The sequence below is a fragment of the Nonomuraea corallina genome (assembly GCF_027620315.1).
In the GTDB taxonomy this organism is placed as follows: Bacteria; Actinomycetota; Actinomycetes; order Streptosporangiales; family Streptosporangiaceae; genus Nonomuraea; species Nonomuraea corallina.
In genome coordinates this window covers 1-22,194 of record NZ_JAPNNL010000076.1, presented here as the reverse complement: position 1 = coordinate 22,194, position 22,194 = coordinate 1, and the positions used below count along the sequence as shown (strand labels likewise).

The 22,194-nt window shown below is 72.1% G+C and carries 16 protein-coding genes; 13 read left to right on the top strand and 3 right to left on the bottom strand.

The window, feature by feature from the left end:
* Nucleotides 1-25 precede the first annotated feature (25 nt).
* The 3 genes from OUY22_RS19565 to OUY22_RS19555 are packed head-to-tail and all read left to right on the top strand — an operon-like array spanning nt 26 to nt 3,536.
* Nucleotides 26-532, top strand: coding sequence for a PadR family transcriptional regulator (locus tag OUY22_RS19565; protein ID WP_270156475.1), 507 nt, complete (start codon nt 26-28; stop codon nt 530-532).
* Nucleotides 529-1,263 (top strand): ABC transporter ATP-binding protein, encoded by a 735-nt coding sequence (locus OUY22_RS19560; protein ID WP_270156474.1) that lies wholly within the window; start codon nt 529-531, stop codon nt 1,261-1,263. Before OUY22_RS19565 ends, OUY22_RS19560 begins: the two co-directional genes overlap by 4 nt.
* Entirely contained in the window at nt 1,260-3,536 is a 2,277-nt protein-coding gene (locus OUY22_RS19555) for an ABC transporter permease (protein WP_270156473.1), read from the top strand. The genes OUY22_RS19560 and OUY22_RS19555 overlap by 4 nt, the downstream gene beginning before the upstream one ends.
* Here OUY22_RS19555 and treS read toward each other — a convergent pair.
* Both treS and OUY22_RS19545 read right to left on the bottom strand, forming a co-directional pair.
* Nucleotides 3,523-5,229, bottom strand: a complete 1,707-nt coding sequence (treS, locus tag OUY22_RS19550) for a maltose alpha-D-glucosyltransferase (RefSeq protein WP_270156472.1) — start codon at nt 5,227-5,229, stop codon at nt 3,523-3,525. The genes OUY22_RS19555 and treS overlap by 14 nt on opposite strands.
* Nucleotides 5,230-5,500: 271 nt before the next feature.
* Nucleotides 5,501-7,150 (bottom strand): asparagine synthetase B family protein, encoded by a 1,650-nt coding sequence (locus tag OUY22_RS19545; protein WP_270156471.1) that lies wholly within the window; start codon nt 7,148-7,150, stop codon nt 5,501-5,503.
* A gap of 43 nt (nt 7,151-7,193) precedes the next feature.
* Here OUY22_RS19545 and OUY22_RS19540 point away from each other — a divergent pair, with 43 nt between their 5' ends.
* The 6 genes from OUY22_RS19540 (at nt 7,194) to OUY22_RS19515 (ending at nt 15,478) form a co-directional block, all read left to right on the top strand.
* Nucleotides 7,194-9,065, top strand: coding sequence for a hypothetical protein (locus OUY22_RS19540; RefSeq protein ID WP_270156470.1), 1,872 nt, complete (start codon nt 7,194-7,196; stop codon nt 9,063-9,065).
* 85 nt (nt 9,066-9,150) lie between these two features.
* On the top strand, nt 9,151-9,771 hold the full coding sequence (locus OUY22_RS19535; RefSeq protein ID WP_270156469.1) for an anticodon-binding protein: 621 nt from the start codon (nt 9,151-9,153) through the stop codon (nt 9,769-9,771).
* Between the two features lie 117 nt (nt 9,772-9,888).
* Nucleotides 9,889-11,271, top strand: a complete 1,383-nt coding sequence (gene lysA, locus OUY22_RS19530) for a diaminopimelate decarboxylase (RefSeq protein WP_270156468.1) — start codon at nt 9,889-9,891, stop codon at nt 11,269-11,271.
* Nucleotides 11,268-12,557 carry a homoserine dehydrogenase gene (locus OUY22_RS19525; protein WP_270156467.1) on the top strand — a complete coding sequence of 430 codons (1,290 nt, stop codon included), beginning with the start codon at nt 11,268-11,270 and terminating at the stop codon, nt 12,555-12,557. The genes lysA and OUY22_RS19525 overlap by 4 nt, the downstream gene beginning before the upstream one ends.
* Nucleotides 12,558-12,770: 213 nt before the next feature.
* The gene (locus OUY22_RS19520) at nt 12,771-13,853 is read left to right on the top strand and encodes a glycosyltransferase family 2 protein (protein ID WP_270156466.1); all 1,083 of its coding nucleotides are present in this window, start codon (nt 12,771-12,773) and stop codon (nt 13,851-13,853) included.
* Nucleotides 13,850-15,478, top strand: coding sequence for a glycosyltransferase (locus OUY22_RS19515; protein WP_270156465.1), 1,629 nt, complete (start codon nt 13,850-13,852; stop codon nt 15,476-15,478). The genes OUY22_RS19520 and OUY22_RS19515 overlap by 4 nt, the downstream gene beginning before the upstream one ends.
* Nucleotides 15,479-15,538: 60 nt before the next feature.
* Here the strand turns inward: OUY22_RS19515 and OUY22_RS19510 are convergent, their stop codons facing one another.
* Nucleotides 15,539-16,957 (bottom strand): glycosyltransferase, encoded by a 1,419-nt coding sequence (locus tag OUY22_RS19510; RefSeq protein WP_270156464.1) that lies wholly within the window; start codon nt 16,955-16,957, stop codon nt 15,539-15,541.
* Between the two features lie 208 nt (nt 16,958-17,165).
* Between OUY22_RS19510 and thrC the strand changes: the two genes are divergently transcribed.
* The 4 genes from thrC to rpmE all read left to right on the top strand — a co-directional run bounded on the left by thrC (nt 17,166) and on the right by rpmE (nt 22,194).
* Nucleotides 17,166-18,224 carry a threonine synthase gene (gene thrC, locus OUY22_RS19505; RefSeq protein ID WP_270156462.1) on the top strand — a complete coding sequence of 353 codons (1,059 nt, stop codon included), beginning with the start codon at nt 17,166-17,168 and terminating at the stop codon, nt 18,222-18,224.
* A 195-nt stretch (nt 18,225-18,419) separates the two neighbouring features.
* Entirely contained in the window at nt 18,420-19,325 is a 906-nt protein-coding gene (gene thrB, locus OUY22_RS19500; RefSeq protein ID WP_270156461.1) for a homoserine kinase, read from the top strand.
* A 457-nt stretch (nt 19,326-19,782) separates the two neighbouring features.
* Nucleotides 19,783-21,768, top strand: a complete 1,986-nt coding sequence (gene rho / locus OUY22_RS19495) for a transcription termination factor Rho (RefSeq protein WP_270156460.1) — start codon at nt 19,783-19,785, stop codon at nt 21,766-21,768.
* A gap of 207 nt (nt 21,769-21,975) precedes the next feature.
* A complete protein-coding gene (rpmE, locus tag OUY22_RS19490) occupies nt 21,976-22,194 on the top strand; it encodes a 50S ribosomal protein L31 (protein ID WP_148033924.1) in 219 nt (72 codons plus the stop codon).

Sequence of the window (22,194 nt, the reverse complement as noted above, 5' to 3'; positions counted from 1 at the left end):
GTAACACAAACGGGGAGGTGAGGCGGTGAGGCTTCACCTGCTGGCGCTGCTGGCCAAGGAGCCTGCCCATGGCTACGAGCTGAAACAGGCGCTCGAACAGACCTTCGGCAGCGCGTACCCGTCGCCCAACATCGGCCAGATCTACGTGACGTTGGGCCGGCTGGAGAAGGACGGCCTGGTCCGGGCCGTGGACGTCGAGCAGTCCAACCGGCCCAACAAGAAGGTCTACTATCTCACCGCCAAGGGCCGCGACGTGCTCGATCTGTGGGTGGACGAGCCGACCGAGGGCCCGCGGGTGCGTGACGAGTTCTTCATGAAGCTTGTGCTCGCCCCGATGACCGGCATCGCCGACCGGATGGTGCTGATCAACCGGCAGCGCCGCCACTACCTGTCGCTGATGAAGGACCTCAACGAACTCCTCGACCGCACCCCGCCCGAGGATAAGGTCGCGACACTGCTCATCGAAGGTGCCATGCTGCACCTCCAAGCCGATCTCGACTGGCTCGAAAGGTGTCAGGAGGACCTCGCATGAGTGACCAGCCCGTGCTCAAGGCGGTCAACCTGGTGAAGATCTACTCCGGCGGCGCGGTGCCGGTGCCCGCGGTGCGCGGGGTGGACCTCCAGGTGGAGCCGGGGGAGTTCGTGGCGATCATGGGCCCGTCGGGCTCGGGCAAGTCCACGCTCGTCCACATGCTCGGCGGCCTCGACGCGCGCACCAGCGGCGAGATCTGGGTCGACGGCCGGCGGGCCGACACCCTCTCGGAGAGCGCCTGGGCGCTGCTGCGCCGCAAGAAGATCGGCTTCGTCTTCCAGTTCTTCAACCTGGTGGCGAGCATGACCGTGGCCGACAACGTCGAGCTGCCCGCGCTGCTGGCCGGCACCTCGCCCAGAGAGGCCCGCGAGCGCCGCGAGAGCCTCCTCGCCGCGCTCAACCTCACCGACCGCGCCGACGCCGCGCCCACCCAGCTATCGGGCGGCGAGCAGCAGCGGGTCGCGCTCGCCCGCGCGCTCGCCAACCAGCCCAGCGTGCTGCTGGCCGACGAGCCCACGGGCAACCTCGACAGCCGCAACACCCGCGACGTGCTCCGCCTGCTCGGCCGGGTCCACAAGGACGGCCAGACCATCGTCATGGTCACCCACGACGCCCGCGTGGCCGCGCTCGCCGACCGGGTGGTCAGCCTGCTCGACGGCGAGATCGTGGACGACGGGCGGCTGGCCAGGCCGCGCCGGCGCACCGTCGGAGAAGTGATCGACCTGCGATGAGCACGGCACTGGCGGGCAGCCGCTGGATCAGGGCGGACCTGCGGGCGCGGAGGGGCCAGGCGACGCTGACCGTGCTCGCCGTGGCCGGCATCGTGGCGGCGCTGATCACCGCGGTGACGCTCCTGGAGGACTCCACCAACCCGTGGCGCGGCCTGTTCGCCCAGACCGAGGGCGCCCACGTCTGGCTCTACACCCGCGACAACACCGCCCAGCTCACCGGCGTGCAGGCGCTCGACGGGGTGACCGCCACGGCGGGCCCGTACCGCTCGGCCCCCGTCACCGCCATGCAGGAAGGCAGGCGCGAGCCCGCCTCGCTGCGCGCGATGCCCGCGACCCCGCCCCGCGTGGCGCACCCCGCGCTCGTGGAGGGCCGCTGGCTCGACGCGGCGCAGCCCGACGGCGTGGTCGTCGAGCACTCCTTCGCCCGCGACCTGCGCCTGCGGATCGGCGCCCCGTTCACCGTGATCGCGCTCAGCGGCCAGCGCCACACCCTCTACGTGCGCGGCATCGCCGACACCGCCGACCAGGGCTTCTACCCCGAGTGGACGCCCGGCCTGGCGTGGGTGCTGCCCGAGGCGCTCGACCGGATCGAGCCGATGCTGGGCCGCAGCGAGTGGGTGACCGGGCTGCGGCTGGCCGACGCCGACGCCGCGCAGGTGGTCTCCCAGCGGGTCGTCGTCATGCTGGACGACCAGTTGCAGCGGCTCTACACCTGGCGGGAGATCAGGGCCGCGATGGAGCTCGACAACCGGCTGCTCGGCACCCTGCTCGCGCTGTTCGGCGTGGTCGGCCTGGTGGCGGCGGCGCTCGCGCTGGCCAACGCGGCCGGCGGGCGGGTGCTGACCCAGCTCCGCGACCTGGCCACGCTCAAGTCCATGGGCTTCACCCGCGGCCAGGTCGCGCTGCTGCTGCTGGTCGAGCACGGCGCTCTCGGCCTGCTCGGGGTCGCGCTCGGCGCGGTCGCCGGCTGGGCCGCCACCGTGGCGGCGCTCGGCGCCACCTCCGTCGCGCCGATGCCCGTGCTCACCATCGTCGCCGGCACCGCGCTGGTCGTGCTGGCCGCGGTGGGCGTGCCGGCCTGGCGCGGCGGGCGCACCCCGCCCATCCCTGCGGCCTCCACCCAGCCGCCGGGCGGCCGCCTGTCCCGGCTCGCCAGACTGGCTCTGCTGGTACGGCTCCCGCCGGCGCTCGTGCTGGGGGCCAGGGACGCCTTCACCCGCCGGGTGCCCGCGTTCCTGACCGTGTTCGGGCTGGCCGTGCCCATGATGATGGTCACGATCGGCCTGGGCGTGTGGGCGACGCTCGACAACTTCGCCCGCAACCCCGAGCAGGTCGGCCAGCACGCCGCGCTCCTCGTACGGCCAGGCAAGCTGGAGACGGCCCAGGCGGCCCGGCTGGCCCGCGCCGACCGCGACGTGGCCGCCGTCTATCCGGGCACCGACGTGAACGCGCTGGCCCCCGGCGAGGGCCGCTCGGTCCTGGTCCGGGCCATCGGCGGCTCGACCTCCGACCGCTACCCGTTCCCCGTCGTCGAGGGCCGCATGTACGCCGAGCCGGGCGAGGCCGTGGCCGGCCAGGGGCTGCTCGACCTGCTCGGGGTGAAGATCGGCGACCGGGTGCGGCTGACCGTGGGCGGCTCGCCGCTGATCGTGCGCGTCGTGGGCCGCACCGTCGAGCCCGACCAGGACGGCGAGGTGCTGTCGGTCGGGCTCGACAGCCTGGCGGCCAAGGACTCCGTGCCGCCTGAGTACTACGCGCTCGCCCTGCATCCCGGCGCCGACCGCGACGAGGTGGCGGCGCGGCTGCTGGCCGGGTCGGGGGAGAGCCTGGAGGTGCAGGCCGCGGTCAACCCCGCCGACCGGCTGGCGATGATCCGGGTGGTGATCGTGGCGCTGATCGCCGTGCTGACCCTGATCGGCCTGGCCAACCTGCTGACCGCCAGCGCGCTCGGGCTGCGCGACCACGACGCCGACCTGGCCGTGCTGAAGGCGATGGGGCTGACGCCCCGCCAGGTGATGGCCACGCTGGTGACCGGCACCGGCCTGCTCGTGGTGCTGGGCGTGGTGGTGGGCGCGGTGGCCGGGGTGTCGGTGGTGACCGGGCTGATCGACCTGCAGGGTCACACCAGCGGGGTGGGCGCCGGGATCGGCCGCCCGCCCTCGCCGGTGACGCTGGCCACCGCGGTGCTGCTGGCGGTGGGCACGGCCCTCGCGGTGGCGCTCATCCCCGCCCGCCGCGCGGCCCGTGCCCAGGTGCCCGTCACCGCTCGGTGACGGCCTCCCGCCGGAGCGCGAACCAGTAGAAGCCGTGTCCCGGCAGCGTCAGCAGGTAGGGCAGGTCGCCGATCACGGGGAAGTGCACGCCGCCGCGCGCCTCCACCGGCGTCATGCCCGTGAACCGCCGCAGGTCGAGCTCCACCGGCTGGGGGAACTTCGACAGGTTGTTCACGCAGAGCATCACGTCGTCGCGCTCCTCGCGCACGTACGTGAGCACGGACGGGTTGGACGACCACATCTCCGTGTACGCGCCGGTGCCGAAGACCGGATGGTTGCGCCGGATCTGCAGCATCTTGCGGGTGAAGTTCAGCAGAGATCCCTCGTTGCGCTGCTGGGACTCCACGTTGATCGCCTGGTAGCCGTAGATCGGGTCCATGACCACCGGCAGGTAGAGCCGGCCGGGGTCGCCGGTGGAGAAGCCCGCGTTGCGGTCGGGGCTCCACTGCATCGGCGTGCGCACCGAGTCCCGGTCCTCCAGCCAGATGTTGTCGCCCATGCCGATCTCGTCGCCGTAGTACATGACCGGCGAGCCCGGCAGCGACAGCAGCAGCGCGGTGAACAGCTCGATCCGGTCGCGGTCGTTGTCCAGCAGCGGCGCCAGGCGGCGGCGGATGCCGAGGTAGGCCCGCATCCGCGGGTCCTTGGCATACTCGCTGTGCATGTAGTCGCGCTCTTCCTCGGTGACCGTCTCGAGCGTCAGCTCGTCGTGGTTGCGCAGGAAGATGCCCCACTGCGCGGTGTCCGGCAGCTTGGGGGTACGGGACATGATCTCGGAGATCGGCTCACGGGTCTCCTTCTTCACCGCCATGTAGATGCGGGGCATCAGCGGGAAGTGGAAGGCCATGTGGCACTCGTCGCCGCCGACCGTCGGGTCGCCGAAGTACTCGACGACGTCCTCCGGCCAGCCGTTGGCCTCGGCCAGCAGCACCCGGTCGGGGTAGAGCCGGTCGACCTCGGCGCGGACCTTCTTCAGGTAGGCGTGCGTCTCCGGCAGGCCGGCGCAGGAGGTGCCCTCCCGCTCGAACAGGTACGGCACCGCGTCCAGCCGGAACCCGTCGATGCCCAGGTCGAGCCAGAACCGCAGCACCTCCAGCATGGCCTCCTGGACCGCCGGGTTGTCGTAGTTGAGGTCCGGCTGGTGGTGGAAGAACCGGTGCCAGTAGTACTGCTTGCGCACCGGGTCCCAGGTCCAGTTGGACTCCTCGGCCCCGATGAAGATGATCGGCGCGTCCGGGTAGCCCGTCGGCTCGTCCGACCAGACGTAGAAGTCCCCGTACGGGCCCTCGGGGTCGTGGCGGGACGCCTGGAACCAGGGGTGCCGATCGGAGGTGTGGTTCATCACCAGGTCGGTGATGATCCGCAGGCCGCGCTCGTGCGCGGCCTCGACCAGTTGGATGAAGTCGGCCAGATCCCCGAAGTCGGGCAGGATCTTCATGTAGTCGGAGATGTCGTAGCCGCCGTCGCGCAGCGGCGACTCGTAGAGCGGCAACAACCACAGACAGTCGACGCCCAGCCACTCGAGATAGTCGAGCTTCTCGATGAGGCCGCGCAGGTCTCCGGTGCCGTCCCCGTTGGAGTCCTTGAACCCTCGCACGAGGACCTCGTAGAACACCGCCCGTTTGTACCAGGCCGGATCCTCCGAGATGAAGTTCTCGGCCACCGGCTCCGGTGATGGGGATGCGTTGATCATGTGTCGCTCACAGAAAGAGATGTGGGCAGGACGAAGTCACCGGTTGCCCCGGCGTTCATATCTGGTGACCGCGCCGCGTGGAGTCGTCATCCCTGCGAATCCATGCCCTTGTCGGGCCCGGATTTGTGATCCGGCGCCCGCGTGTGCGGCGCTTACGGGCCGAACACTACCAGCCCGTTGGCTTTCCGGAACCCGCTTATGCTGTGCGAGATTTAATACCCCGGAGACCTCTCCGTAATCGTGATGTTACGGCCCGTTCTTCTCGCTGTAACTAGAACGGTGCGGACAGGTCAGTCAGATCATTCTCGAAGTCACTCAGCCACAGCCCGAAAAGAACCAGTCCGCGTACCCAGAACCGGTCGTTCCACCCGTTGAACCGGGTCAGCGCGTCAGGCCCGTCCGCGACCAGCGCGTGCAGCTCGTCCGACAGCAGGCCGGGCACCCGCGTGGCCACCACCCGCAGCATCCGGTGGGAGTACTCGCGCGCCGGGGCGGCCGTGGAGCGCAGCGGCACCCGCCGCAACGGCTGCTTGACCACGTTGGTCGAGGGCAGCGCCGCCACCCGCGGATCGGCGGCGTGCAGCACCTCGCGGTAGAAGCGGCCCCGGTCCTTGCGGGCCACGCCCACCGACAGGGCCGCGTCGAAGAAGTCAGGATGGATGAACGGCGCCGCGAACGACGCCTCGGGCCCCACCAGGTTGACCGCGGAGCGGGCGATGCCGCGCACGGTGCGGGTGTGGAGCACCGACAGCGGCAGCTCGGCCCGGTGGCCGTGGAGCATCGAGGTGGCCACGGCGAACTGCTCGCGCACCGTCTCGGCCGTCCACGCCTCGGCCGCCTCCGACAGGAACGGCTGCGACGGCGCCCCGAGGCTCAGCGAGCCGAGCACGGCCGCCGACCGCTCGGCCTGGCCGGTGGCCTCCAGCGCGGCGCCGCTGACCATGAAGTTCTTCAGCAGCGGCCCGCCGGCCAGGCCGTCGACGAGGATCCGGCCCGACTCGTGGACCTCCTTGGCGAACCGGGCGTACCAGGCGTGGTGCGGCGTCAGGTACTCCAGCCTGCGCGCCACCGCGGCGGCGTCGGCGGGGTAGGCGGCCGGGTCCTGGGTGATCACCCGGTGCGGGATGCCCAGCTCGCGGGTGATCGCCCGGGCGAAGGCGATGTCGGTGTCGGTGCCGTCGTCGGGGCTCGTGGTCCACGACTCCACGTCGAACCCGCGCGCCTTGGCCACGCTGCCCAGCAGCCGCGAGTCGTAGCCGCCGCTGATCGGCACCAGCAGCTTGCGGCCGTCGTAGTCCTTGTAGACCTCGTGCAGCAGCTCCACGATCTCACCGGCGCTGACCCACGTCTCGTAGGGCTCCTCGCGCAGCCAGCGCGGCAGCCTGCGTTCGGTGGACAGCCGGTCGCCGTCCCACACCAGCGCGCCGGAGCCGGACAGCCGTTTGATCGCCCGGTAGGGCGTCGCCTCGCCCAGCGGGAACGTGACCCGCAGGATCGACGCCCACGCCGACCAGTCGATCTCCAGCGGCGCCAGCGTCAGCAGCGGCTGGATCAGGGACGAGAAGTAGACCGCCTCGCCGATCCTGACGTGGTAGACGTCGACCAGCCCGAGCGCGCCCGCGTGCAGCGTCACCCGCGCGCCGTCGCCGATCAGGCCGGGAGTCTCGTACGTCTCGGCGACCGCCATCCAGTCGGAGACCGGCGCCGACCGGTCGCCGGCGGGCCGGCGCTCTCCCCAGGAGAACGCGAACCCCTCGCCGGACCGCTGATAGGGAGGCAGCGGGGCGGAGCTGAACAGCGCCGCCTCGGCCGTCTGAAGCGCGGGCCGCACGCGCGGGCCGGCGGAGGACAGCTTGTCGAGCAGGGCGCCGTCGATCCGGCCGAGACCCCCGCAGACATAGGGCCGCACGATGAACTGCACCGGATGTCATCCCTTCGAGCCGCTTCCCGCAAAAGAGTATCCTTTGCCGGGCTACGAGACGGAGGTCCAGGTGTCCACGGAGCTGGAGAGCACGCGCAAGGCGCTGCGGGAAGCGGTCGCGCAGGCCGAGCACGCGGCCGAGCTGGCCAGGCTGCTGGACGCGGCGCAGGGCAGGCTGGCCGAGGCCGAGCGGCACGCCGAGGAGGCCAAGGCGCTCGCCGAGCGGCTGGCCGCGGCCGAGGAGGCGCTGGAGGCCGAGCGCGCCGCCGCCGACAAGCTCCGCAAGGAGCTGGCCGAGCAGCGCTACCAGGCCGAGGTGGCCAACTGGAAGCTGAAGTCGATCAAGGTCGCGCGGTGGAGCCGCCTCGGCGACGCGATCAAGACCGGCAAGAGCAACCCCGTACGGCTGGCCAAGGAGCTCAAGGGCGCCACCAAGCCGGTCAAACGGCCGATCGCCCCCAAGCGCAAGCCCGTCGCCGCCGGCCGGCAGAAGGACGAGCGGCCCGGCGCCGCCTTCCAGGCCACCGCCTCGACCCGCACGCTCGCGGGCGAGTCCTTCAAGCTCAAGCCGTTCCGGGTGCCGACCGGCCCCAACACCCGCCCCCACATCACCGCCGCGGTGATCGCCGAGCCGCACGCCGAGGCGCTGCTGCGCTACGAGTGGCGGCAGACCACCGGGTTCACGCCGCGCGACTTCGCCCGCGTGCTGCCGCTGGAGGTGCCCCACCTGCTCGTGGTGGAGTCCGTCGCCACCGGGCCGTGGGCCGAGGAACTGCGCGGCGAGCCGGGCGAGGGGCTCAGGGCGCTGCTGGCCTGGTGCGCCGAGCGCGGCATCCGCACCGTCTTCTGGCACACCCACGGCGACGTGTCGGCCTACGCCGCCGCCGCCGAGCTGTTCGAGCACCGCTTCACCACCGACCTGACCGTGGGCTGGCCGCGCCTGCAGTTCGGGATCCAGCCCCGGATCCACAACCCGCTCCCGCTGTCCGGCGGCCGCATCGACCGGGTGCTGACCCTCGACCAGCTGCTCCCCGAGCACCTTTCCTATCCCGACGTGCTCACCTCCTACCGCTGGCCGGCCGGCGTCGACTGCCCGCCCGGCACGCCGATGTGGCGGCTGGCCGAGCTCGCCGCCTGCGGCACCCCGATCGGCCAGGACCCCGACACCCGCCGCGCGCACGTCGCGCTGCGCCGCGCCTACGACAGCGGCACCATGAGCGAGCGGATCGACGACCTGCTCGACAAGGTCGGCCTGCCCGGCGTCCGGGCCACCCTCGACACCTCCGTCCTGCTGGTGGTCCCCGACGCCCGGCTGCTGGAGCATGCCCTGGCCCAGGTCGGCCGCCAGAGCGGGGTGACCCAGCTCGTCGTCTTCGGCCCGCCGCAGGCCGAGCCGCGCGCCCGCGAGGTCATGCCCGACGCCGAGGTGATCCACCGGCCGCTGCGCCCCGACCTGACGGTGGGGGCCATGCTCGGACGCGGGCTCGACCTGTGCGAGGCCGACCTGGTCGCGGTCATGGACCCGCGTGACGTCTACGGCTCCCACTACCTGTCCGACCTGCGGCGCGCGTTCCTGTTCACGACCGCCGACCTCGTCGGCAAGGGAGCCTTCTACGCCCACCTGCGCAAGCCGCAGGCCACGCTGCTCAAGCAGCCCGACGCCGAATACTCCTACCTGCCGGAGATCTCCGGGGCCACCCTGCTCGCCCGCCGCAACGCGCTGCGCGAGCTCGGCTTCGCCGACCTCACCGACGGCTGGGACGAGGTGCTCATGCGCCGGTGCCGCCAGGACGGGATCAAGGTGTTCTCCGCCGACCGGTTCGGCTACGTGCGGATGCGCGACGAGGACCGCTGGCTGCTGGGCGCGGCCCACCTGGTGGAGTACGGCTCCGCCGAGCCGCACGCGCTGATCTGACCGTGCGCACGACCGCGCGAGTGACCGGGCCGGTGATCGGGCCGGCGATCGGGCAGGTGACCGGATCGGCGACCGGGGAGGGACCGTGACGCCCGCGCGGTTGGCGGAGGTGCTCGGCGAGCCGCCGGCGCCCGACGGCACGTGGGAGCGCGAGGCCGTCTACGTCTCCGCGGCCGCGCTGCGGCGCGGCGTGCCGGCCGCCCGTCTGGCCGCCCGCCTGCGCGAGCTGCCCGGCGTCACCGGGGCCGAGGCGCTGCCCAGCGGGTTCGTGCGGGTGGTGGTCGCGGTCCCGGGCGCGCTCCTGGACGACCTCGAACCTCCCGCCCTGGCCGACCCCGGCTGGCCTGACTTCCCCCGTACGTGGGAGAACCCGGGATTCGTGGTCCGCTACGGGCACGCGCGGGCGGCGGCCGTGCGGCGCTGGGCGCGCGAGCTGGGCGTGCCGGGCGATGGCCGGCCCGAGCTGCTGTCGTCCCCGTACGACCGGGCAGTCCTGCGGGTGCTGGCCGAGCTGCCCGGACGGGCGGCGAGCCGGGACCCCGGCTGGGAGGCGTGGCTGGTGCGGCTCGCGCTGGCCTACCATGACGCGCACGAGCGCGCCCCGGCCGTGCCGATGGGCGACGCGGCGCCTGAGCCGGTGCACGCCGCGCGGGTGCGGCTGGCGGCCGCGGTGGAGAGCGTGCTGATCGGGCCGGACCGGATCTGAGAAATATCCGCGTTGACGGCGAAAAAGCGTAAAATCTTCGCCGTCTGGCAGGCGTTCGCGTCTCGATAGATGGGCACCGGGCACGGGCAGACGGGCCGTTCCGATAGCCTCGATCGGGTGAGTCGATTCGCCCACCCCGCCGGGGACCGGCACGCCGAGCCGCCCCCCCACGAGCGCCCCCCGCTGGCGCCCGACGACCTCAACTGGATCAACCCCGCGATCTGGCCGCGAACGTCCGGCCGGGTCGATGGCGCGCTCACGATCGGCGGGATGGACGTCCGCGACCTGGCCCGCGAGTACGGCACCCCGCTCTACGTGCTCGACGAGGAGGACGTGCGCTCGCGCATGCGCGACTACGCCACCGCCTTCGCCGGGTCCGAGGTCCACTACGCCGGCAAGGCCTTCCTGTGCAAGGAGATCGTGCGCTGGCTCGACGACGAGGGCCTCGGCCTCGACGTGGCCAGCGGCGGCGAGCTGGCCGTGGCGCTCAGCGTCGGGTTCCCCGCCGAGCGCATCACCCTCCACGGCAACAACAAGTCCACGGCCGAGCTGACCCGGTCCCTGGAGGCCGGCGTCGGCCACATCGTCGTCGACTCCTACGACGAGATCGCCCGGCTCGGCTACCTCGCCGCCGAGCTCGGCAAGCGGCCCAAGGTCATGGTCCGGGTGACCACCGGCGTCGAGGCGCACACCCACGAGTTCATCGCCACCGCCCACGACGACCAGAAGTTCGGCCTGTCGCTGAGCTCCGGCGCCGCGGCCGAGGCCGTGCGGCGCATCCTGGAGCTGCCGTCGCTGGAGCTGGTCGGCCTCCACTCCCACATCGGCTCCCAGATCGTCGACACGGCCGGGTTCGAGGTGGCAGCCCGCCGCCTCGCCACCCTGCTCGTGCGGATCAAGGACGAGCACGGCGTCGTGCTGCCCGAGCTGGACCTCGGCGGCGGCTACGGCATCGCCTACGTCGACGGCGACGAGGCCCCCGACATCAAGGGCGTCGCCGACAGCCTGCGCGAGATCGTGCGCAAGGTCTGCCTCGACGCCGGGCTGCCGGTGCCCCGCCTGACCGTCGAGCCGGGCCGCACCATCGTCGGTCCCGGCGGCGTCACCCTCTACGAGGTCGGCACGGTCAAGGACGTCGAGGGGCTGCGTACGTACGTGAGCATCGACGGCGGCATGAGCGACAACGTGCGCACCGCCCTGTACGGCGCCGAGTACACCGTCGTGCTGGCCAGCCGCGAGAGCGACGCCGGGCCGATGCTCAGCCGCGTCGTCGGCAAGCACTGCGAGAGCGGCGACATGATCGTGCGTGACTGCTACCTGCCCGCCGACCTGGTGCCGGGCGACCTGGTGGCGGTCGCCGCCACCGGCGCCTACTGCCGTTCGCTGGCCAACAACTACAACTACCTGCCCAAGCCCGCCGTGGTCGCCGTCGCCGGCGGCCGGTCCCGGGTGATCGTGCGGGGCGAGACGGAAGACGACCTGTTGAGGGGGCAGCTGTGAAACCGTTGAAGGTGGCCCTGCTGGGCTGTGGCGTGGTCGGCTCCCAGGTCATCCGGCTCCTGCACGAGCAGCGCGACGACCTGGCCGCCCGCGTCGGCGCTCCGCTGGAGCTGGCCGGCGTCGCCGTGCGCCGGCTCGGCCGCAAACGCGACGTCGAGGTCGACCCCGGCCTGCTCACCACCGACGCCGAGTCGCTCGTCACCCGCGACGACGTCGACATCGTCGTCGAGGTGATCGGCGGCATCGAGCCCGCCCGCTCCCTCATCACCGCCGCGCTCAACCGCGGCAAGTCGGTCGTCACCGCCAACAAGGCGCTGCTGGCCGAGGACGGCGCGAGCCTGTACGAGGCCGCCAGGTCCGGCAGCGGCGACCTCTACTTCGAGGCCAGCGTGGCCGGCGCGATCCCGCTGCTGCGGCCGCTGCGCGAATCGCTGGCCGGCGACCGCGTCAACCGCGTCCTCGGCATCGTCAACGGCACCACCAACTACATCCTCGACAAGATGGACTCGACCGGCGCGTCCTTCACCGACGCGCTGGAGGAGGCCCAGACCCTCGGCTACGCGGAGGCCGACCCCACAGCCGACGTCGAGGGCTTCGACGCCGCCGCCAAGGCCGCCATCCTGGCGGGTCTGGCCTTCCACAGCCGGGTCACCGCCGACCAGGTCCACCGCGAGGGCATCACCGAGATCACCGCCACCGACGTGGCCTCGGCCAAGGCCATGGGCTACGTCATCAAGCTGCTGGCCATCTGCGCCCGCTCCGACGACGGCCGCTCCATCGGCGTCCGCGTCCACCCGGCCATGATCCCCAGGTCCCATCCGCTGGCCGGGGTGCGCGAGGCCTACAACGCGGTCTTCGTCGAAGCGGAGTCCGCCGGGCAGCTCATGTTCTACGGCAAGGGCGCGGGCGGCGCCCCCACGGCTTCGGCCGTGCTCGGCGACCTGGTGGCCGTCGGCCGCAACCGCCTGGCCGGGGCCCGCGGCCCGGAGGAGTCCACCTACGCGTCGCTGCGGGTGCATCCCATGGGCGAGACCGTCACGCGCTGCCACGTCGCCCTGGACGTCGCCGACAAGCCGGGTGTCCTGGCCCGGGTGGCGGAGCTGTTCGCCAAGCACGACGTGTCCATCCAGACGGTGCGCCAGGAGGGGCACGGCGACGACGCCCAGCTCGTCATCGTCACCCACCGCGCCAGCGACGCGGCCCTCTCGGCCACGATGGAGGGGCTGCGCGAGCTCGACATCGTCCGGGCCATCGCCAGCGTCATGCGCGTCGAGGGCGACGAATAGCCGCACAGGCGTCGTTTCCGTCCTGTGATCGGCGGATGCTGATCACAGAACGATTTCGTTCACCGCCGACAGGTCACTATGCGTAAGAAATGCTGAATGTGTGCTGTGACCTGTCTGCAGGATTTCCGGGAAAGCCACCGGATCAGTACGTACGTGTCAGAAGCGGCGTAAGGTAGGCGCCGTTCGCGTTCTCGGTCCCCAGGAGCAGCATCGATGTCCCTCACCCCCTGCGGTTTCGCCCGTACGCCGGAGAAGGGGCTCGCCCGGCTCGTCTGGCGTGGCGGCGCATGGGTCGTGGACGGGCCGGAGGAGCCTGCGGAGGCGGAGCTGCGGGCGCTGCGCGGGCTCGAGATCGTCTGGCCCCGCCAGGAGGCCCCGCTCGACGGCGTGATGCGGCTGGCCGCCGCCGGGGTCCCGCTGACGGCCCCGCAGGCGCCCGCCTGGGTGCCGGCGGAGCTCGCGGCGCTGGTGACCGACCGCGCCTGGCTGGCGCACGAGCCCGACGGCACCGCGCGGTGCGTGGCCGACCTGCGGCGTGAGGAGCACAGCATCCGCCTGCGCCGGCTGGCCGCGCCGCGTCACCCGGCCGAGCCGCTGGTGAGCGTGGTGATGGCGACCAAGCGGCCGGAGTTCGTGGCCTCGGCCCTGGGCCAGATGGCGCGTCAGCGCGGGGTGCGGGCCGAGGTGGCGCTCGGGCTGCACGGGGTCGCGTTCGACCGGGTGCGGGAGGCGGTCGAGGACTGCCCGCTGCCGGTGAGCTGGGTGGAGGTGGACGCCGGGGTGCCGTTCGGTGAGGTGCTCAACCGGGCCGCCGCGCTGGCCGGCGGCGACCACCTCACCAAGTGGGACGACGACGACTGGTACGGTCCGGACCACCTGTCCGACCTGCTCATGGCGGCCGCCTACGCGGGGGCCGACGTGGTGGGCGTCACAGGTGAATTCCTCTATTTGGAGCCGCTCAATCTGACGATCAGACGGACGACCTTCGCGAGCGGGGCGGCGTACGCGAGTGAGGTGTTCGCGGATCACGTGGCAGGGGGGACGATCATGCTCTCTCGGGAAAAGTTTCAGGAAATAGGGGGTTTTCCTGTTTTGTCGGAGGCAGTGGACCGGGAGTTCCTCAAGGCCGCGGCCGAAGCCGGGGCGCGCGTCTACCGCACCCATGGGCTCGGGTACGTGCTGCGCCGCGGGCTGAGCGAGCAGCACACGTGGCGGCTGCCGCTGGCCCACTTCGTCAAGGTCGCCGCCAACCAGTGGCACGGCTTCCGCCCCAGCCTGCTGATGGAAGCGGCATGAGAGTACGCGGCAACGACTACCGCTCGATCCGGCCGGCCGAGGACTTCACGCCGGAGCTGCGGGTGAGCGTGATCATCCCCGCCTACGGCGGCCAGCACCAGCTCGACCTGGTGCTCGCCGGGCTCGCCAGGCAGACCTACCCGGCCGACCTGACCGAGGTCATCGTCGTCGACAACGGCAGCACCCCGGCCCTGCGGCTGCCCGCCGACCGCCCGCCGCACACCCGGCTGGTCCGCTGCGAGACGCCCGGCCGCGGCAACGCGCGCAACGCCGGCCTGGCCGAAGCCGGCGGTGAGGTGATCCACTGGCTCGACTCCGACGTCGTGCCGACCGCGGGGGCGGTCATGGCGCACATGCGCTGGCACCACGCGGCCCCGTACCTCGCCGTCACCGGCTACCTGCGCTTCTCCGAGGCCCCGCTGCCGGACAAGCTGCCCGACGACCTCGAAGCGCACTTCGAACCCGCCGAGCCGCACGCCTGGATCGTCCGGCTGATCGAGCGCACCAACGGGCTCACCGACACCTTCGACCGTCCCTTCAGCCTGCACGTCGGCGGCGCCACCTCCGTCAACGCCCGGCTGATCGAGGCCGCCGGGCCGATGGACGGCGAGCTGGTCCTCGGCCAGGACACCGAGATGGGCTACCGGCTCATGCAGGCCGGGGCCGTGTTCGTGCCCGAACCCGAAGCCGTCGCCTACCACCTCGGCCCGACCATGCGGATGCGCCACCAGGAGCGCATCGACCGGGTCAGCTACGCGTTCGTCGGCGACCGCGTCCCCGCCTACCGCTGGCTGCGCCGCCATCCCGGCAGGCAGTGGAAGATCCCGTACCTGGAGGTCCTGGTCGACGGGACCGCCGGGTACGACACCGTGCGCGCCACCGTGGACGCGCTGCTGGCGGGGACCGCGCACGACCTGCGCGTGGTGGTCGTCGGGCCGTGGGACACCCTCGACCGCGACCGCCGCGCCCCGCTCCAGGACCCGAACCTGGAGCTGGTGCTGGTCCAGGGCCACTACGCGTTCGAGCCCCGGGTGCGGCTGGCCACCTCCCACCACGTGGACCCGGCCGTGCCGTACGTGCTGCGGCTGCCGCCCGGCTGGGCGCCCGGCGAGGACACCGTGGCCGCGCTGCTCGAACGCGCCCGCACCGACGGGCTCGGCCTGCTCAACGTGCTGCTCGACGAGACGCCCGGCGGGGTGGTGGCCGCGCGGCTGGAGCACGCCGCGTCGTTCGCCAGGGCGCGCCTGCTCGCCGGTCCTGGCGAGGACCTCGACGACGTGGTGGACGAGGTGTCCGGCGTCGCCTGGGCGGCCGGGGAGAGCTACGGGTTCGCCACCGAGCAGCCGGAGCCGCAGGGCCGCCGGAGCGCGTACCGGGTCCGGCTCAAGGCCAAGGCCGAGGCGGAACGGCTGGGCAAGGAGGCCGAGCGGCTGCGGGGCGAGGTGGCCAGGTGGCGTGACGAGGCGGGCAAGTGGCGCAAGAGCGCCGTCGAGTACCGCAGGGAGATCGCCGCGCTCCGCAAGGAGGTGGCGGGCCTGCGCCGCGACCTCGCCGCCGCCGAGCGCCGCCAGCGCACCCTCCGCGCGGCTCTCTCCGCCCGCGTCAGACGCGCCCTGCGCAAGTGACGCCCGCCTCGGGCCTGGCACGTACGGCGACGTCCCGTGCCGGGACCGGGCGCGGCGAGGTCAGCCGGGGCGCAGGGCGGACCTGAGGCGGGCCAGCAGCGTGCGGTCGGGGGAGGGCGGGACCTGGATGGTCACCGGGGCCGGGGGCTGCTCCTTCGGCCGGGGCCAGTAGCGGTCGGGGGTGACGTGACGTACGCCGTGGGTGGCGTCGATGATCGCGTCCAGGTCCTCGCCGGGCCGGGCCAGCAGGAGCGCGCGGCCGAGCGCCGAGGTGCGCTCCAGCCGGGCCTCGCGGCCGTCCGGCAGGTCCACGACCAGGACCCCGATCAGGTCCTTCTGCGCCGTCTCGATCAGCCGTTCCAGCGTGGCCCGGTGCAGCGGCACGTCCACCGGCCCCCGGTAGCGGAACGGGGCCGGAGCCGGGGTCGGCGCGGCCTCGTCGATGAGCCTGACCCGGTCGTCGTGCCCGAACAGGTCGCGCATCAGCCGCAGCTCGAAGCACGGGTCCGACAGCACCGGCCGCCGGCCCTCCCGCAGCCGCGACCACGGCCCGACCAGCGTCACCACCACGTCGTGCACCTTGCCGTCGAGCGCCGCCGACACCGCCTGGCGCACGACCGGCTCCGCGGTGTCGGTGACGTCCAGCACCACCTCCACGTACGGCGTCAGCCACCGCCGCCCCCGGTCCTTGCGCAGGTCGCGGCGGAGCGGCACGCGGTGCGCGAGGTACGGCTCGACGGCCCGCACGGCGCGCTCCCGCTCGCGGTGCTGGGCGGGCAGCCCCAGATGGACGGCCCGCGCCCGCGTCTCCGGTACGAAGACGACGCCGTGCATCGCCAGCCGGTAGGCGAACTCGGTGTCCTCGCCCCGCGGCACGTGCGGGTCCAGGCCGCCGACGGCGTCGAACACCTCGCGCCGCAGGGCGACCGTCGGCCCGGTGCAGACGTGGTAGGGGTTGCGGCTCTTGCGCAGCCCGTCGGTCCTGGCGATCGTCGCCTCGGTCGAACTGGCCACCGCCTCGCCCAGGTCGAACAGCTCGTCCAGCGCGCGGGCCCGGAACACCTCGCCGGCGGTGAGCGGCGGCGGCTCGACGAACTTCTTCATGCCGATCGTGACCAGGTAGTCGGTCACGTGATGCCAGCGGGCCATCGCCTCGATGTGCTCGCGGCAGGGCACCATGTCCGCGTCCAGCCGCTGGATAATCTCCCCGTCGGCGGCCTTGACGCCGGTGTTGACCGCGTTCGAGATGCCCCAGCCGCACGTCGGCCGCACGATCCTGGTGTTGTCCGGGCGGATCTCCGGAAGCACGACGGGCGGCTCGCTGCCGTCGTCCACGACCAGGACCTCCATGAGGTGGCCCGGGTACGTCTGCGCCGCCAGCGCGGCGAGCGTCAACCCCAGGTGGAGCCCGCCGTGCACGGGTATCACCACGCTCACGGGCAGGGCCGGTGACCAGGCGCCGAGCTCGGGCGGCAGCAAGGCCGAATAGTCGTTCTGCGGCAAAGCAGGACGCGCGTTCATATGGTTGACCCCCTGCCGAGACCCTATCGGGAGATGCTGGGAATTTGCTGAATAATGGCTTTGGCGAGACCAGGTTGTCAGGGCCTTGACAATTCTCCCCGCGCCGACTCGCACCCCGGCCCACCCCGTACACTCGGTGCCGAACACCGCAGGTAGGGAGACAGTCATGAGCAGGTCCTGGCGTGGCCTCATCGAGGAGTACCGCGAGCGTCTTCCGGTCACCCCCACGACGCCGGTCGTCACGCTGCTCGAAGGCGGCACGCCGCTGGTGCCCGCGCACCGCGTCTCCGCCCTGACGGGCTGCGAGGTCTACCTCAAGGTCGAGGGCGCCAACCCGACCGGCAGCTTCAAGGACCGCGGCATGACCATGGCCATCAGCAAGGCCGTGGAGGAGGGCGCCAAGGCCGTCATCTGCGCCTCCACCGGCAACACCTCCGCCTCGGCCGCCGCCTACGCCGTCCGCGCCGGTCTCACCTGCGCCGTCCTGGTGCCGCGCGGCAAGATCGCGATGGGCAAGCTCGCCCAGGCGCTCGTCCACGGCGCGACGCTGCTGCAGGTCGAGGGCTCGTTCGACGACTGCCTGGAGATGACGCGCAAACTCTCGTCCAACTATCCGATCGCGCTGGTCAACTCGGTCAACCCGTTCCGCCTCCAGGGGCAGAAGACCGCCGCCTTCGAGATCGTCGACACGCTGGGCGACGCCCCCGACATCCACTGCATCCCGGTGGGCAACGCGGGCAACATCTCCGCCTACTGGATGGGCTACCAGGAGTACGCCGACGACAAGGTGGCGGCCACCCGCCCGCGCATGTTCGGCTTCCAGGCCAGCGGCGCCGCGCCCATCGTCGACGGCGCCCCGGTGACCCGCCCTCACACGATCGCCACCGCCATCCGCATCGGCAACCCCGCCTCCTGGCAGCTCGCCACGGCCGCCAGGGACGAGTCCGGCGGCCTGATCCACAAGGTCACCGACCGGCAGATCGCCGCCGCCTACAAGCTGCTGGCCCAGGAAGAGGGCGTCTTCGTCGAGCTGGCCTCGGCGGCCAGCGTGGCGGGCCTGCTCCAGGCGCACGCCGAGGGCCTGGTCGACCCGGGGCAGCGGATCGTCTGCACGGTCACGGGCAACGGGCTCAAGGACCCCGACTGGGCCATCTCCGGGGCTCCCGCGCCGGTCACCATCCCCATCGACGTCCACGCGGCCGCCTCGGCACTCAACCTGGCCTGACCCCGCGCGTCCCGCTCGGCGGTCGCCGCCGAGGGCGCGGGGAAGGTCGTCGGCCCCGTGGCCGGGATGCCGTGCGGCTCTGGAGTCGTCCGAATACACGGGGTTCGCGGTGTACGGGGGCGACGCCGTCGATGGGCTGTTCAGGGAGCTTAGGTGTTCACGGGGACTTACGGTGTTCACGGGGAAAGGTGAGGAATGAGAACCGTCGAGGTACGGGTGCCGGCCACGTCCGCCAATCTCGGGCCGGGGTTCGACGCGCTCGGGCTGGCGCTGACCCTGTACGACCACGTCGAGGCCGCGCTCACCGATGAGCCCGGCGTGACGGTGGAGGTCGAGGGCGAGGGCGCGGGACAGGTCGACTCCGGCGAGGGTCACCTGGTCGTCAGGGCCATGCGCAGGACGTTCGACCGGATGGGCGTCGCCCAGCCGGCCGGGATCCGGCTGCGCTGCCGTAACCGGATCCCGCACGCCCGGGGGCTCGGCAGCTCGTCCGGGGCCATCTGCGCCGGGATCCTCGCCGCGCGGGCGCTGGGCGGCGGCGAGCTGAGCGACGACGCGGTGTTCGCGCTCGCCACCGAGATGGAAGGCCACCCCGACAACGTCGCTCCGTGCCTGGCCGGAGGCCTGACCATCGCATGGAGCGAGCACGACGACGCACCGCGTATGGTGAAGCTGACACCTGATGCGGCCGTCCGTCCCGTCGCGATCGTCCCGCCGACCCGCCTCGACACGGAGACCGCTCGGGGGTTGCTGCCGAAGGACGTGCCCCACAAGGACGCCTCCTTCAACACCGGCCGGGCCGCGCTGCTGATCGCGGCGTTGACCCAGCGGCCGGATCGGGAGTTGCTGCTCGCCGCCACCGAGGACCGTCTCCACCAGCCCTACCGCGCGCCTGCGATGCGGGAGAGCGCTGATCTGGTAGAACGGCTCCGTACAGTGGGCGTGCCCGCGGTCGTCTCGGGAGCGGGGCCCACGGTCCTTGCGTTTTCGACCTCGGATACGCAGGATTTGATCGCGCCAGAAGTGGGTACTGACTGGCACATCCAGCTAATGGACGTCGACCCGGTTGGTGCGAGCGTTCAATTCCCCGAGACACGCTGATGCCTCTCTAGACCTTCAGGGAATAGCCGTGTGCGCTGGTGATGTTAGGCTAATAGCCGCACCAGGTGCCCCCTTGTTGGGTGCGTGCTTGTCAGCCACACATCGCTGCATCATGCTTCACGTCGCGAGGCGTGAGCAGCGCGGCTGTCTCCCCGGAATCCGTCGCCTCCGGTTGGCCCACACCCGGTTGGCCCGACGTGAGGTGGCGACGACGGGGACCAGCGCGTTCGATCACCTCGACATCTGGTTGTCGGCAGCAATCTGGGGGGTCTCATCCACGCGCCACTGTCCTGTGGCGACCTGGACGAGCCCCTCGCCTAGAGTGGCGACCGTCCTCAGCGGCGGCCGAAGATCGCAAATGTGCACCCCGAGCCGGTCTGTCCCGCCGGATCGCAAGCACCTCCGGGACGCCCGGCCGAATGAAGCCGGCGCCCGACCCCTGGGAAGGACCTTTTAGTTGAGCGACACCACCGAACTCCTCTCCGACGCACCAGGCACAACTGCGGCGTCCGGCGACACCCCCACTCGCGCCGCGGCCAAGCCCCGCGCGCGTCGCTCCGGCACCGGCCTGTCCGCCAAGGTGCTGCCCGAGCTGCAGAAGATGGCTGCCGAGCTGGGCATCAGCGGGACCGGGCGGATGCGGAAGAGCCAGCTCATCGCGGCCATCCAGGAGAAGCAGGGTGGCGGTTCCGGAGAAGGCGCCCCGGCGATCGCCGAGGCGCCCGCCGTGGCGGACGCGACGCCCGTCGTGGAGCGCCCCGCCCGGGCGCGCAGGGAACGCTCCCGCACCAAGGCCGCCGAGGAACCCGCCCCGCAGGCCGCCGAGCCGGTGGCCGAGGCGGCTGTCGTGACCGCGCCCGCCGAGCCCGTCGTGGCCCCGGCCGAGCCCGTCATCGAGCAGCCCCCGGCCGACAACCAGCAGGGCGACTCCCGCGCGGACCGCGGCGAGAGCCGGCGCGAGCGCCGCAGCCGCGGCGAGCGCCGCGAGCGTGGCAGCGACCGCGGTGACCGTGGCAGCGACCGCGGTGACCGTGGCGAGCGCGGCGGCAACGACCGCGGCAACGACCGCGGAGGCGACCGTGGAGGCGACCAGCGGGCCGCCGACGCGGGCAGCCGTGGCGACCAGCGCGGCAACGACCAGCGCGGCGGCGACCAGCGTGGGAATGACCAGCGTGGGAATGACCAGCGCGGAGGCGACGGCGACGACGAGCGCGGCGGCCGCAGCCGCCGGGGCCGCTTCAGGGAGCGCAACCGCGGCCGGGGCCGTGACCGCTTCGACAGCAGCGAGCCCGTGATCGGCGAGGACGACGTCCTCATCCCGATCGCCGGCATCCTCGACATCCTCGACAACTACGCCTTCGTCAGGACCAGCGGCTACCTTCCGGGCAGCAACGACGTGTACGTCTCGCTCGCCCAGATCCGCCGCAACGGCCTGCGCAAGGGCGACGTCATCACCGGCGCCGTACGCCAGCCGCGTGACGGCGAGCGGCGCGAGAAGTTCAACGCCCTGGTCCGCCTCGACACCGTCAACGGCATGGACCCGGAGCAGGCCCGCAACCGGCCCGACTTCAACAAGCTGACGCCGCTCTACCCGCAGGAGCGCCTGCGCCTGGAGACCGAGCCGAACATCCTCACCACGCGGATCATCGACCTCGTCTCCCCGATCGGCAAGGGCCAGCGCGGTCTCATCGTCTCGCCGCCGAAGGCCGGCAAGACGATGGTGCTGCAGGCGATCGCCAACGCGATCACCCACAACAACCCCGAGTGCCACCTGATGGTCGTGCTCGTGGACGAGCGGCCCGAAGAGGTCACCGACATGCAGCGTTCGGTCAAGGGCGAGGTCATCCACTCGACCTTCGACCGTCCCGCCGAGGACCACACCACGGTCGCCGAGCTCGCCATCGAGCGCGCCAAGCGCCTGGTGGAGCTGGGCCACGACGTGGTCGTCCTGCTCGACTCGATCACCCGGCTCGGCCGCGCCTACAACCTGGCGGCCCCGGCGTCCGGGCGCATCCTGTCGGGTGGTGTCGACTCCACGGCCCTCTACCCGCCCAAGCGCTTCTTCGGCGCCGCCCGCAACATCGAGAACGGCGGCTCGCTGACGATCCTCGCCACGGCCCTGGTCGAGACCGGGTCCAAGATGGACGAGGTCATCTTCGAGGAGTTCAAGGGCACCGGCAACATGGAGCTCAAGCTCAACCGGTCCCTGGCCGACAAGCGCATCTTCCCCGCGGTGGACGTCGACGCGTCCGGCACCCGTAAGGAAGAGATCCTCATGGCGCGGGAAGAGCTGCAGATCGTCTGGAAGCTGCGCCGGGTGCTGCACGCGCTCGACATGCAGCAGGCGCTGGAGCTGCTCCTCGACCGGATGAAGGAGACCAAGTCCAACGCCGAGTTCCTGCTCCAGGTGCAGAAGACCACGGTCAACAACGACCGCGACTAGCGGCTGACGACCGGCAGGCGGCGGGGACGTCCCCGCCGCCTGTTCGCGTCCGCGGCGACGCCGGCCCGGCGGGAATGCGGGGCGGCGCTGGACGGTTGAAGGATCTGGCACACTGGTAGCTGACCGATTTTCGCGGTACCGGCTCCCGCCCTCTGCGCTCCGTCGCACCTGTCTGGCGACCCGGCGACCGCACCCGAAAGGACAGCCATGAAGCGCGACATCCATCCTGACTACCACGTGACGCAGGTGACCTGCTCCTGCGGCAACACGTTCACCACCCGCAGCACCGCCAAGAACGGCGTCATCCACGCCGACGTCTGCTCTGCCTGCCACCCGTTCTACACCGGCAAGCAGAAGATCCTCGACACCGGTGGCCGGGTGGCGCGCTTCGAGAAGCGCTTCGGCAAGAAGGCCTCGGGCAAGTAG